Origin of the sequence: Streptomyces sp. NRRL F-5630, from assembly GCF_000719475.1 — a bacterium.
GTDB lineage: Bacteria > Actinomycetota > Actinomycetes > Streptomycetales > Streptomycetaceae > Streptomyces.
This window is the reverse complement of sequence record NZ_JOGO01000019.1, coordinates 112,741-125,826: the sequence shown is the minus strand read 5'-3', so window position 1 is coordinate 125,826 and position 13,086 is coordinate 112,741. Positions and strand designations below refer to the sequence as shown.

12 protein-coding genes and 1 riboswitch are annotated in these 13,086 nt (G+C 71.5%); of the genes, 10 read left to right on the top strand and 2 right to left on the bottom strand.

Annotation, left to right across the window (positions count from 1 at the left end; genetic code table 11):
- Nucleotides 1–501 precede the first annotated feature (501 nt).
- From IF99_RS0112250 to IF99_RS0112205, 10 genes are all read left to right on the top strand, one after another.
- Nucleotides 502–1,323: an endo alpha-1,4 polygalactosaminidase gene (locus IF99_RS0112250; RefSeq protein WP_030996455.1), complete on the top strand. Its 822-nt coding sequence runs from the start codon at nucleotides 502–504 to the stop codon at nucleotides 1,321–1,323.
- A 195-nt stretch (nucleotides 1,324–1,518) separates the two neighbouring features.
- Nucleotides 1,519–2,847, top strand: coding sequence for an ABC transporter substrate-binding protein (locus IF99_RS0112245; protein WP_030996454.1), 1,329 nt, complete (start codon nucleotides 1,519–1,521; stop codon nucleotides 2,845–2,847).
- Nucleotides 2,848–2,857: 10 nt separating this feature from the next.
- Nucleotides 2,858–3,808 carry a carbohydrate ABC transporter permease gene (locus IF99_RS0112240; protein WP_030996453.1) on the top strand — a complete coding sequence of 317 codons (951 nt, stop codon included), beginning with the start codon at nucleotides 2,858–2,860 and terminating at the stop codon, nucleotides 3,806–3,808.
- On the top strand, nucleotides 3,805–4,698 hold the full coding sequence (locus IF99_RS0112235) for a carbohydrate ABC transporter permease (RefSeq protein ID WP_030996452.1): 894 nt from the start codon (nucleotides 3,805–3,807) through the stop codon (nucleotides 4,696–4,698). Before IF99_RS0112240 ends, IF99_RS0112235 begins: the two co-directional genes overlap by 4 nt.
- Nucleotides 4,699–4,732: 34 nt before the next feature.
- Nucleotides 4,733–5,008 carry a hypothetical protein gene (locus IF99_RS34870; RefSeq protein WP_030996451.1) on the top strand — a complete coding sequence of 92 codons (276 nt, stop codon included), beginning with the start codon at nucleotides 4,733–4,735 and terminating at the stop codon, nucleotides 5,006–5,008.
- Nucleotides 5,005–6,315 (top strand): alpha-glucosidase/alpha-galactosidase, encoded by a 1,311-nt coding sequence (locus IF99_RS0112225; RefSeq protein WP_030996450.1) that lies wholly within the window; start codon nucleotides 5,005–5,007, stop codon nucleotides 6,313–6,315. Before IF99_RS34870 ends, IF99_RS0112225 begins: the two co-directional genes overlap by 4 nt.
- Nucleotides 6,316–6,606: 291 nt before the next feature.
- On the top strand, nucleotides 6,607–7,347 hold the full coding sequence (locus IF99_RS0112220) for a class I SAM-dependent DNA methyltransferase (protein WP_030996449.1): 741 nt from the start codon (nucleotides 6,607–6,609) through the stop codon (nucleotides 7,345–7,347).
- Between the two features lie 751 nt (nucleotides 7,348–8,098).
- The gene (locus tag IF99_RS0112215) at nucleotides 8,099–8,659 is read left to right on the top strand and encodes a GNAT family N-acetyltransferase (RefSeq protein ID WP_030996448.1); all 561 of its coding nucleotides are present in this window, start codon (nucleotides 8,099–8,101) and stop codon (nucleotides 8,657–8,659) included.
- A gap of 126 nt (nucleotides 8,660–8,785) precedes the next feature.
- Nucleotides 8,786–8,926, top strand: a riboswitch (SAM riboswitch).
- Between the two features lie 30 nt (nucleotides 8,927–8,956).
- Nucleotides 8,957–9,091, top strand: a complete 135-nt coding sequence (locus tag IF99_RS0112210) for a hypothetical protein (protein WP_030996447.1) — start codon at nucleotides 8,957–8,959, stop codon at nucleotides 9,089–9,091.
- A gap of 177 nt (nucleotides 9,092–9,268) precedes the next feature.
- Entirely contained in the window at nucleotides 9,269–9,976 is a 708-nt protein-coding gene (locus IF99_RS0112205) for an OmpA/MotB family protein (RefSeq protein ID WP_030996446.1), read from the top strand.
- Between the two features lie 209 nt (nucleotides 9,977–10,185).
- On the opposite strand, the gene mmsB is transcribed toward IF99_RS0112205, so the two are convergent.
- On the bottom strand, nucleotides 10,186–11,421 hold the full coding sequence (mmsB, locus tag IF99_RS0112200; RefSeq protein WP_030996445.1) for a multiple monosaccharide ABC transporter permease: 1,236 nt from the start codon (nucleotides 11,419–11,421) through the stop codon (nucleotides 10,186–10,188).
- The gene (gene mmsA, locus IF99_RS0112195; protein WP_051703459.1) at nucleotides 11,411–13,027 is read right to left on the bottom strand and encodes a multiple monosaccharide ABC transporter ATP-binding protein; all 1,617 of its coding nucleotides are present in this window, start codon (nucleotides 13,025–13,027) and stop codon (nucleotides 11,411–11,413) included. The genes mmsB and mmsA overlap by 11 nt, the downstream gene beginning before the upstream one ends.
- Nucleotides 13,028–13,086 lie beyond the last annotated feature (59 nt).

Below are 13,086 nucleotides of genomic sequence, written 5' to 3'. Positions count from 1 at the left end.
TCTCCTTGACGCCAACGCCCTCGTCGTCCCCCTGACCCACCCCTATGCCGATACCGGCGAAGGGTCCGGTCCGACTCCCCAACTGCTGGCAGCCCTTTCCGCGGGCTTGAAGAGGAAGTGGCCTGATGCCGTCGCCTATCCCCAGGCCGGATGACCCGACCACGGTTTCACCGCACCCACGGGCCGGTGCGCCGACCGTGTCGCTTTGACCAGGCCGTCCGCCCCGGTCTCTGCGGCGTCCCGGACTGCCGGGACGCCGGAAGCGCCGCAGCCCGGACATGTTGCGCGAGGACGGGAATCTCCCGCAGCCGTGGAGCAGTTGCGCGCTCTTGACATGACAGAAGGTGCTCGATTTACTCCAGAGGACGTCGCCGGGCACCGCGCGACGCAGAGGTACGCCTAGCCGGTGGATGGCGTTGCGCCACGAGTCCGGACTGAGTCGCCAGGACCACTTCCCCCCGGTCCGAGGCGGGGACGTGCCCCCCCACATGGAGCTCGTCGATGAGCCTTGCTTCCGTTCGTCACCGGAGGTTCCTGAGCCTTGCCGCGATCGGCACGGCCGCCCTCATGGCCTCCCTGGCCACTCCGTCCGCCGCCTCGGCGGCGTCGGCCGAGGTGACGCTTCCCCCCGCGCACGCCGGATTCGACTACCAGATCGGCGGCGCCTACACCCCGCCCGCCGGGGTCGATGTCGTGAGCCGTGACCACTCGGACTCCCCGGCCGCCGGCAAGTACAACATCTGCTACGTCAACGCCTTCCAGGCCCAGCCCGGTGCCGAGGGCGACTGGGACTCCGACCTGCTGCTGCGCGACGACGACGGTGAGATCGTCTACGACGACGGCTGGGGTGAGGCGCTGCTGGACGTGCGCACCGCCGCCAAGCAGCAGCGGGTGGCCTCGAAGATCAACGCCCTGATCGACACGTGTGCCTCCAAGGGCTTCAACGCCGTGGAGCCCGACAACTACGACAGCTACAGCCGCTCGGACAAGCTGTTGACCAAGGGCCAGGCCCAGGCGTACATCAAGCTGCTCTCCGCGCACGCCCACGCGAAGGGGCTGGCCATCGCGCAGAAGAACACGTCGGAGCTGGCCGGCAACCGGGTGGCCAACGGCCTCGACTTCGCCATCGCCGAGGAGTGCGGCACCTGGGACGAGTGCGGGGACTACACCGACGCCTTCGACGACCACGTCATCGTGATCGAGTACACGGCCGGCGGTCTGTCCAAGGCCTGCTCCGGGTGGGGCGACGAGCTGAGCATCGTCCGCCGCGACCTGGACGTCTCCCCCATCGGCAGCAGCGGTTACGTACGTCAGACCTGCTGACCGGTTACCGGTCGCCGTCCCGCCGGACGGCATCGCGGCGACCCGCCCCGGGGCCCACCCGCGCGGCGGGCTCCGGGCGGTCACCGGGCCGCCTCCCGAGCTGCCCCGGACCCGGCGCACCGGGTCCTGACGGGTCGGCCGGCCCGGTGGCCGTGACGTGGTGGACCGGGACGTCCGCTCTCCTGGAGGTTTCCGATGGCAGCAGTCCCCCGCACGGTCGCCCGGCCCTCCCGTCGCGGCCTCCTGCGCGGCGGCGGCGCGCTGGCGCTCACCGCGACCGGCGGGGCCCTGGCCGGCTGCGCCGCCGGCACCACGGCCGGGGTGGACGCCGACGGCCGGGTCGTGCTGGAGATATGGCACGGCCAGACCGACACCGCAGCGGCTGCCATCCGGCGGCTGGTCGCCGAGTTCGAGCGCACCCACCCGCACATCCGCGTCGATCTCGGCGGCGGGGCTCTCTCGGACGCGATGCTGCAGAAGGTCACCGCGGCTCTCGCCGCCGGCGCGTACCCCGACATCGCGTACGTCTTCGGGTCCGACCTGGCGAGCGTGGCCCGCAGCCCCCAGGTCGTGGATCTGACCGCCCAGATGAACAGTGGACCCACGCCGTGGCGCAACTACTGGGCGCCGGCCCGCGAGGCGGTCACTCTCAATGGCCGGGTCCGGGCCGCCCCCGCGGTCGTGGACTCCCTTGCGGTGGTCTGCAACACCCGGCTCTTCCAGGAGGCCGGGGTGCCGCTGCCCGAGCCCGGCTGGACCTGGGAGGAGTTCGTCGCCACCGCGCGCAGGCTCACCGACTCCGCGGGCGGCAGGTTCGGCACCGGCTGGCCGGGCACCGGCGACGAGGACACCGTGTGGCGGCTGTGGCCGATGATCTGGGACCTCGGCGGCGAGGTGATCTCCGAGGACGGCCGGCACATCGGCTTCGGGGACACCGGCGTTCGGGCACTGGAGGTGGTCCAGGCGCTCGCCCGGGACCGCAGCGTCTACATCGATCCCAAGACGGGCAGCGAGCAGCTCTACCAGGTGTTCCAGTCCGGCCGCATGGCGATGGTGCCGACCGGGCCCTGGCAGCTCCCCGACATCCGGCAGGCCGGAGTGGAATACCACGTGGCGCCGCTGCCCAGCATCAGCGGCCGGCCGGTGACCATCTCCGGCCCGGACACCTGGACGGTCTTCGACAACGGGAGCGCCCGGGTCGCGGCGGCCCGCACCTTCGTGAGCTGGCTGACCCAACCGGCGCAGGACGTCCGGTGGGACGTGGAAGCCGGGAGCCTGCCGCTGAGCCGGCGCAGCCAGGCACTGCCGGGCTGGCAGCACCACGCGGCGGAGACCGAGGGGCTGTCGGTCTTCACGCGGGCCCTGGAGTCGGCCCGGGTACGGCCGGTGCACCCGGCCTACCCGCAGATCTCGCAGGCCCTGGGGCAGGCCATCGTCGGGGTGCTGCTCGGCAGGAACACCCCGGCCCAGGCGTTGCGCGCCTGCGCGGCGAGAGCCGACGCCGCCCTGATCATCCCGCGTTGAGGAGCCCCGTATGCCGCGTCTTCCCGCGCCGCTCACCTTGACCGACGCCGACCGCGACCGGCGCGCGCTGCGCCGTCGGCGCCGTGGCGATGCGGCCACCGCGTGGGCGTTCGTCTCCCCCGCCGTGCTGGTCATCGTCGGTCTCAGCGTGGTCCCGGTCCTGTGGTCGCTCCTGCTGTCCTTCCAGGCCGACGACCTGGTGACGCCGAGCCGCTGGGTGGGGCTGGACAACTACCGGGCGCTGGCGCAGGACCCGCACTTCGGGCAGGCCGTGCGCAACACGCTGCTGTACACCGGGGCGTACGTGCCGCTAAGCCTCGGTCTCGGACTGGTGCTGGCGCTGGCGCTGAACCGGCGCATCAGGTTCGTCGGCCTCTACCGCACCCTCTTCTTCGTCCCCTTCGTGGTCTCGGCCACCGCGCAGGGTGTGCTGTTCTCCTTCGTCTTCGACCCGCAGTTCGGTGCCGCCAACGCGGTCCTGCACCACCTGGGCATCTCCCCGCAGGGTTTCCTCACCGATCCCTCGCAGGCCCTGTTCGTCCTGATCGCCATCACGTTGTGGAGCGGCACAGGGTTCTGCGTCGTGGTCTTCCTCGCCGCGCTCCAGGACGTCCCGCAGGAACTCCTGGAAGCCGGGCGGTTGGATGGCGCGGGGCGGGCCGGCCTGTTGCGCCACGTCACGCTGCCCACCCTCACCCCGGTCGGCGTGTTCCTGCTGCTGTGGCAGACGATCGAGTCGCTCCAGGTCTTCGACCTGGTGTACGTGACCACCAAGGGCGGGCCGCTCGGCTCGACGACCGTGATCGTCTACTTCATCTGGGAGCAGGCGTTCAGGAACTTCACCGCCGGTTACGGGGCGGCTGCCGCCTACGTCCTCGCCCTGGCGCTTCTCGTGATCGCCGTGTCCCTGCGCGTCGTGCGCGGCCGGAAGCGCCACCGCACCCAGGGAGCCACCTCGTGACGGCCGTGACGGCACCTGCCAAGCCGGACCAGCGCCCCGCCACTCAGCCGGCCGCGCCCACCGCCGGGCGTCGACGGCGCCTGCCGTTCAGCGGGTGGCACCTGTTGCTCGCACCGCTGGGCCTGCTCTTCGCGCTGCCGCTGGGGTGGGTGCTGCTCAGCTCCGTGATGAGCGACGCGGAGATCAACCGGTTCCCGCCGGCGCTGTGGCCCTCGGGCATCGACCTGGACGGGTACCGCTACGTGCTCGGCAACGCCATGTTCTCGCGCTGGCTGCTGAACTCGGCGATCGTCTCCGCGGTGGCCGTCGCCACCAACCTGCTGTTCGGCGCCCTCGGCGGCTATGCCTTCGCCCGGATGCGGTTCGCGGGCTCCCGGACGCTGCTCGTGCTGATGCTGGCCACGATGGCGATCCCGTTCCAGCTGACGATGATCCCCACCTTCCTCGTGATGAAGCGCCTCGGCCTCATCGACACCCTGGGCGCGCTGATCGTGCCCTCCCTGGTCACGCCGTTCGCGGTGTTCCTGCTGCGGCAGTTCTTCCTCTCGCTTCCGCGGGAGCTGGAGGAGGCCGCCTGGATCGACGGTTGCTCCCGCTTGCGGGTGCTTCTGCGCATCGTGCTGCCGCTGTCGCGTCCGGCCCTCAGCACCGTGGCCGTACTGACGTTCCTGTCCACCTGGAACGACCTGACCTGGCCGCTGATCGCCATCAACCACGACACGCAGTACACGCTCCAGTTGGGGCTGACCACCTTCCAGGGGCAGCACCACACCCAGTGGTCGGCGGTGATGGCCGGCAACGTGGTCACGGTGCTGCCGGTCCTCCTCGCCTTCCTCGGAGCGCAGAAGGCGTTCATCCGCTCCGTCACCTCCAGCGGCCTCAAGGGCTGACCCGACCGCCTCACCACCCCCTGGGGAAGCCGAAATGCCGCACACCTTCGACGCCCTCGTCCTCGGGGCCGCCACCGCCGACCTGTTCCTCGCCCCACTGACCGCTCCGCTCGCCTTCGGGCAGCGCGGACGCCTCGGGCGCCGGGACAGCTTCGACGCGGGTTTCCGGCCGACCCGCCCTCACCGACGCCCTGCCCTTCGCCGCCGCCTGCGGCGCGCCCTCCACCCGCGCGCACGGCGGCACTCCGGCCCAACCCACCGGGACGAGTCCCTCGCCCACATCACCCGCAACGGAGAGCACCAGCCATGACCCGTCTCAAGATCGCCTTCATCGGTGCCGGCAGCGTCGTCTTCACCCAGGGCCTGCTCGCGGACCTCTTCGCCTTCGCCGAACTGAAGGACGCGCACATCTCACTGCACGACATCGACCGCGAACGCCTGGCCACCGCGGAGTCCGCCGCGCGCCACATCGCCGCGGAACTCGGTGCGCGGGCGCTGATCACCGCTCACGCGGAGCGGCGGGAATCGCTGGTGGACGCCGACTTCGTCATCAACATCGTCCAGATCGGGATGGGCGAGGCCACCCGGACGGACTTCGACATCCCGGCCCGGTACGGCCTGCGCCAGACCATCGGCGACACCCTCGGTGTCGGAGGTGTCTTCCGGGCGCTGCGCACCTTCCCGCACCTGCGTTCCCTCGGCGAGGACATCGCCGAACTCTGTCCGCGAGCATGGCTGTTGAACTACACCAACCCGATGGCGATGAACGTGCAGTACCTCGCCGAGGCCACCGGGCTGACCCGGGTGGTGGGCCTGTGCCACTCGGTGTACTGGACCGTCCGCGACCTGTCCGACCTGCTGGGCGTCCCCTACCAGGAGGTGACCTACCGGGCTGCCGGCGTCAACCACCAGGCGTGGCTGCTGGAACTGCGGCACGGCGGTGCCGACCTCTACCCGCGGCTGGACGCGCTCGTCGCCGGGGACGAGCAGTTGCGGCGCCGGGTCCGCGTCGACATGTACCGGCGGCTTGGCTACTACCCGACCGAGACGAGCGAGCACTCCTCGGAGTACGTGCCCTGGTACCTGCACCACGACGAGGAGATCGAGCGCCTGCGCCTGCCGGTCGGTGCCTACCTCGGCATCGTCGAGGAGAACGTGGCCGCGTACGAGAGGACCCGGGCGTCGCTGGCCGCCGGGGAGCCGCTGGCCGTCGAGGGCACCATGGAGTACGCCCCCCAGATCATCCACAGCATCACCACCGGGACGCCCCGCACCGTCTACGGCAACGTGCCCAACCACGGCCTGATCGACAACCTCCCGGCCACCGGAGTGGTGGAGGTGCCGTGCCTGGTCGACGCCTCGGGTGTGCAGCCCACCCGCATCGGGTCACTGCCACCGCAGTTGGCCGGGCTCAACCGCGCCTACCTGAGCATGAACGACCTGGTGGTGCGGGCCGCGCTGGAGGACGAACCGCGGCACGTGCGGCACGCGGCGATGATCGACCCGGCGACTGCCGCCGCGCTGCCCGTGGAGCGGATCTGGGAGCTCTGCGACGACATGGTGCGCGCCCACGCCGACCACCTCCAGCCCGCCCTGCGCGTCACCCTGGGCGGCTGACCCGCCCGGCCCGAAGCCGGCCCCCCGCGCACGGGGGCTCGGGGCTCGGGGCTCGTGCCAGGAAGCCGGGCGCGGGCCGCGTCCTCGCGGGTCGCCTGCCAGGCCCCGAGCCAACCACTACGAGAATCGAGGCTGTGGCCTGGGACTCCAGCCGGGACTGACGATGCGGCGCGCGGAGCGGTTCCACCGAAGCCCCGGCCAGGCGACAACGAGTCGCGGGCGGTGCGCGCTGAGCAGCGGAGACCTTAATCGCGTCGACAGCGCTCCATGGCACCCGGCACAGTGGAACCCGTGACGAGCAGCGAACTGTGGACCCGCGCGACCGCCGACCGCTACGACGCCGATGAAGCCGAATCGTCCTCGGCTGCCGCTCTCGGACCGACTCTCGCCTTCCTCGCCGAACTCGCCGGAGACGGCCGGGCACTCGAGTTCGCCGTCGGAACCGGACGAGTGGGCATTCCGCTCCGGGAACGCGGCGTACCCGTGGTGGGCATCGAGCTGTCCGAGCACATGGCAGCGGTCCTGCGACGCAAGATCGACGAAAACATGCTCCCCGTCGTCATCGGAGACATGGCCACGACCGTCGTCCCCGGTGAGTTCACCCTGGTCTATCTCGTCTACAACACGATCACGAACCTCCTCACGCAGGACGAGCAAGTCGAGTGCTTCCGCAACGCCGCACGTCACCTGACGCCTGGCGGCCGGTTCGTCATCGAGCTGGGCGTGCCGCCCCTGCGATTCCTGCCGCCGGGGCAGGTCGCGGTGCCGTTCGATGTCTCCGACCGGCATCTCGGCTTCGACACCTTCGACCTGGTCGAGCAGCTTCTCGTCTCGCACCACCTCACCCGCGACGGTGAAGACGGCCGCTACCGCCGTGGCAGCTCCCAGCACCGGTACGCGTGGCCGGCGGAGCTCGACCTGATGGCGCGGATCGCTGGGCTCGAACGGGAACGTCGCGTCGCGGACTGGGACGGGTCTCCGTTCACCCAGGACTCCACGAAGCACATCTCCGTGTGGCGCAAACCGGCCTGAGGTGGGGTCGGGGTCGGCACCAGGCCATCAACGTGGAGCGTGCCTGTCGTGCACTTCTGTCGGAAGTTCAGGCGTCGCCGACAGCTTCACGCCGAGGCCCGGACCGGAGAGACCAGCGGAGACCAAACAGTGGGCGTGCTGGAACTGAGCTGAACCCGCGTTTCCGCCGCACCGGCACCTCAAGCACGACGGTCTCCCTGCCGCTGGAGATTCCGCTCATGGCTCGACCAGCGGCACTGTGAGCAAGGGGGCACAGCCCCGGCCGTGGCCTCGCGGCTGCCGCCCGCCGGTGTGCGGAGGGGCCCGGTAACCGGACCGCGCGGAGCGGTCTCGCCACTCGCGCCCGCTTCGCCGCGGCGAGGATGTAGCGCGCCGACGGGGAGGGACCCCTCCCCGGCTGCCGGGGCGAGGGCTGTTCCTCGTCGTCGGTGGCGTGCTCGTCGCGCAGGAGCCTCTGGCCCAGATCGCTTCGAGCCCGCCGAGCCACCCTTGTTCCTCGGCCCCCTGAAGCCGGTCGGGCAGGTTCGCGTGGGTTCCTCCGGGCCCAGGAGGCGTGTCCCTCTCCCCACGGTCAGGGCCGGCCGCCCGGTGTCGGCCGGTGGCGGGGTCGGCGGCGGAGGTGCGGGAGGAGTCGGGTGGTTGGCGCGGTGGCCGGGCGTGCGGCGGGGCGCGGCGGAATTGCGGTTGCTCGGGAAGGGTTCGGGTCGAAGGATCGGGGGGGGCCGTCCGTTCCCGACTCCGGAGTCGTCCCGTGGAACTCCTCGCCGCTCTCCCCCTGCGCACCCCGCGCCTGACCCTGCGCCCCTTCACGCCGGAGGACACCGACGCGATGTATGCCTACCAGCGCCTGCCGGAGGTCGCGCGCTATCTGTACCGCCCGCCCCGCACGCGCGGCGAGTGCGAGGCCGTGATCGCCGTGGGGGCCGCTTGGGAGAGGGAGGGCGACCGCGTCCTGCTCGCGGTCTGCCCGGTGGCGCCCACTCCGGGCGTCCCCGCGCTCGCAGGCGAGGTGAGCCTGAATCTGCGCGACCGACGCGCCCGGCAGGCGGAGATCGGGTGGTCCCTCCACCCGGGAGCGGTGGGCCACGGCTACGCGACCGAAGCGGCGCGTGCCCTGGCGGGCCTCGCCTTCACCACCCTGAACGCCCACCGTGTCCACGCCCGTGTCGACACGGAGAACACCGCCTCCGTCCGCGTCTGCGAACGCCTCGGTATGCGCCGCGAGGCCCACTTGGTGGAGAACGACCTGCGGGAGGGTGAGTGGGGCGACGAGTTCGTGTACGGGCTGCTGGCGCGGGAGTTCGGGGGCTGAACGGCGAACGCCGCCCGGCCGGGGCCACGCCGCCGGGGGCCGGTCCGCCGGGGCCCGGCCCGCCGGGGTCCGCCGTACGGACGCCGTCTTGACGGTCCGTCGCGGCGCCGTGACACTGAGGGGGACGGTCACGATCGTCAGCGCCCGCGCGGCTCGTCCCGCGTGCGGTTCATCGGCCCCGGCCCGCTGACAGGCAACCCTTCGACCGCGATGGGGTGCCCCGGGTGACGACCTGGTCCCGCCATGGCGGCGGGACAAGCGCGGCCCCCGCGGGGTGGCCGGGGAGGGGTGGGTGCCATGTCCGGAGTACTGGCCACGCGCTTCGCCGACCGCTCCCCCGCGCCCGTACGCCCCCGGCGCCGCACTCTCACCCGCAGGCTCCACATCGACCTCCTGCGCGTGTGCGGGGCGACGGGCCGGCCCGTCCGCTGAAGGGCCCTCGCGCCCTCGTCCGCACTCCACCTCCCGGCGCCCCGTGCGTCCCCTGTGCCGTGCCTTCCTCCTCTCTCTTCGTCTGGGAGAACCATGTCCGGAACCCTTGCCCCCTCCACACCCGCCCTCCCTCTCTGTACCTCCGCGTCGCCCCGGCGCGGCAGCGGCCTGCCGCGTGTGCGCGAGGCGGTCGAGCCCGTCGTACGGCAGCGCATCGGCGTCGCGGGCGGCCACGGCTTCTACCCGGCGCCGCACCGGTACGCCCTGTGCCTGACGCCCCGGCGCGCGGACGCGCTGCGGGTCGCGGTGACGGTGCGGCTGCTCGGCCTCGCCGAGACCCTCGCGCTCGTCCCGCTCGAAGGGCCCGGCTCACCCGCGTACGAGAGCCTGCGCCGCTCCTACGAGGCGACGCGCCGGCACTACGCGGGACCGCTCACCGTGCCCGCCCTGTGCGACCGCTGGACCGGGCGCGTGGTCAGCAACCACACGCCCGACATCCTGCGCGATCTGCACGGCCGCTTCGGCCCCGCCGAGTCGGCGGAGTGCGGGGCGTGCGCGCTGCGTCCCGCCAGGCTCGGCGCCGAGACCGACCGGCTCGAAGCGGCGTGGGACTTCACGGGCGCGGTGCCGGGCACGGCGCCCCTCGACGCCGTCGCGGCCCGGCTGCGGCGCGCGCCGTACGTCCTCGGCGAGCGGCTGACGGCGGCCGACGTGGACGCCTGGTCGGCCCTCGTGGCACTCGGCGCGCTGCCGGAGACGGGCGGCGCGCCGCATCAGGCGCTCGCCACGCACCCCGGGCGCGCCGTGCTCACCGCCTGGGCGCGCGGCCTCGCGGACCGCCCGGCGTTCGGAGAGGCGCTGGCGGAGGGGTACGGGGTCGCCTGAGCGGAAGGGGCGAGCGGCGCCGTACGGGCCGCTCGCCCCGCCTTTCCGTTGGTGCAGACGTCGCGATCCACACCGGACCGAAAGGCCCTCGCCCTCTCAAGGGCCCTCACCTGAGACTGGCTCACCCGTCCACGACCTCCCTGGACAGAACACCAGGGGCCGGAGGGACGCGGGACGCCGCGAGTCCGGTCAGGGTCAGCCCAACGCGCTCAGACGGCGGCCCTGCGTTTGTTCCACACGTCGAAGCCGACGGCGGCCAGGAGGGCGAGGCCCTTGATCACCTGCTGCCAGTCGGTGCCGATTCCGACCAGGTTCATGCCGTTGTTGAGGACCCCGAGTACGAGACCGCCGATGATCGCACCGAGGACGGTGCCCACTCCGCCGCTCATGGACGCCCCGCCGATGAACGCCGCGGCGATGGCCTCCAGTTCGAAGTTGACACCCGCCTTGGGGGACGCCGCGTTGAAGCGGGCCGCGAAGACCAGCCCGGCCAGCGCGGCGAGGACGCCCATGTTGAGGAAGACGGCGAAGGTGGTCTTGCGGTCCTTGACGCCGGAGAGCTTCGCCGCCGGGAGGTTGCCGCCGATCGCGTAGACGTGCCGCCCGGCCACCATGTTGCGCATGACGTAGCCGAAGCAGCCGAGCAGGACGGCGAGGATGAGCAGGACGACGGGCGCGCCCCTGTAGCTGGCCAGCAGCAGAGTCACGATGGCGACGGCCGCGGCGAGTGCCACGAGCTTGAGGACGAACAGGCTCCGGGGCAGCGGCGTGAGGTCGAACTCCGCCTGGCGCCGGCGTTGGCGTACCTCCTGGTTGATCACCACGGCGATCAGGCCGAGGCCGAGGAGCAGTGTCAGATTGTGGTAATTGGTGACGGGGCCGATCTCCGGGAGGAAGCCATTGGCCACCTTCTGGAGGCCCGGGGGGTAGGGGCCGAGGGTCTGTCCCTGGAGGAAGATCTCCGTGAGTCCCCGGAAGAGGAGCATCCCGGCAAGGGTGACGATGAACGAGGGGATGCCGATGTAGGCGATGAGGAACCCCTGGAGCGCGCCGGCCGCGGCGCCGAGCAGCAACGTGATCCCCACGGCCAGTGGCCAGGCGACCCGGTGCTCCACCATCAGGACGGCGGAGACCGCGCCCACCAGGGCGGTCAGGGAGCCGACGGAGAGGTCGATGTGCCCGGCGATGATGACGATCATCATGCCGATGGCCAGGATGAGGATGTAGCTGTTCTGCAGGACGAGGTTGGAAACGTTGCGAGGGAGCAGCAGGTCCCCGCCGGTCCAGATCTGGAAGAGCAGCACGATGAGGCCGAGGGCGAACAGCATCCCGTACTGGCGGGTGTTGCGCCGCATGTTGTCCATCAGCAGCCTGGTCACCGCGGGCCCGGCGCCGGTCGGACGCTCCTTGACAGCGGGAGGGGGCGGGCTGGTGTCAGTGGTCATCGGAGAGTCCTTCGTCGGGTGCGCCGTGCTGGGGACCTGCGGCTTCGGTCACTGTCGCGTCGGGTGGGGTGGGCGCTGCGGAGGAGGCGGTGCGGTCCCGCGTCATGTAGCGCATGAGGAGTTCCTGGTCGGCCTCGGCGCGGGTGGCCTCGCCGGTGATCCGGCCCGCCGCCATGGTGTAGATGCGATCGCACATGCCGAGGAGTTCGGGAAGTTCCGAGGAGATCAGCAGCACTGCCTTGCCCTCGGCGGCCAGGCGGTCGATGACGGTGTAGATCTCGTACTTCGCGCCGACGTCCACGCCTCGGGTGGGTTCGTCCAGGATGAGGACGTCGGGACCGGCGAGGATCCACTTGCTGAGGACGACCTTCTGCTGGTTGCCGCCGGAGAGCCGTCCTACCTGCTCGAACACGGTGCTCGTGCGGATGTTCATCGTGTGCCGGAACTCCTCGGCGACCTGCCGCTCCTGGTGTCCGTCGACCACCGAGCGGCGCGCCAGACGGCGCAGTGAGGCGAGGGAGATGTTCCGGCTCACCGTGTCCTGGAGGTTCAGGCCGTAGTGCTTGCGGTCCTCGGTGACGTAGGCGATGCCCGACGCGATGGCCTCGGGCACTGTCCGGGTCCGGGCCTCGGCGCCGTCACGGAGCACCGTGCCGCCGAGGTACCTGCCGTAGGACCGGCCGAAGACGTTCATTGCCAGTTCCGTGCGGCCGGCCCCCATCAGTCCGGCGATCCCCACGATCTCGCCCCGCTCCACACGCAGCGAGGCGTGGTCGACGACCTTGCGGTGGTGGTCCACGGGATGGCCGACCGTCCAGTCCCGGACCTCCAGGGCCGGGGCGGGAGAGGGTGGCAGGGTGCAGGGGGTCCGGTCGGGGAAGCGGTTCTCCAGGCTCCGGCCGACCATGGAGCGGATGATGCGTTCCTCCGTGGTCCCGGGGTCGGCGAGGTCCAGGGTCTCCACCGTTCGGCCGTCGCGGAGCACGGTGACGGAGTCGGCGATCGCCGCGATCTCGTTGAGCTTGTGCGAGATGATGATCGATGTGATGCCCTCGCCTCTCAACCCTCCGATCAAATCGAGCAGGTGAGTGCTGTCCTCGTCGTTGAGCGCGGCGGTGGGCTCGTCGAGGATGAGCAGCCCGACGTCCTTGGCCAGGGCCTTGGCGATCTCCACCAGTTGCTGCTTGCTCACTCCGATGTCGGCGACCCTGGTCTGCGGGTGCTCGTCCAGGCCCACCCGGTGCAGGAGTTCGGCGGTCCGGCGCAGGACTTGCCGCCGGTCGACGACGCCGCGCCGGGCGGGCTCATGGCCGAGGAAGATGTTCTCGGCGATGGAGAGCTGCGGCACGAGGGCCAGTTCCTGGTGGATGATGACGATGCCTCGCCGCTCGCTGGCGCGGATGTCCCGGAAGCGGCACACCTCCCCCGCGTAGCGGATCTCCCCCTCGTAACTGCCGTGCGGGTGGACGCCGGAGAGCACCTTCATCAGGGTGGACTTGCCGGCCCCGTTCTCCCCGCAGAGGGCGTGCACCTCGCCGCGCCGGACCTGGAGGTTCACGTCGCTCAGCGCCTTCACCCCGGGGAAGGACTTGCCGATGGAACGCATGTCGAGCACGAAGTCGGCGGTGGAGGACGACCGTGAGGTGTCCGGGCCGGAGGGGGCGG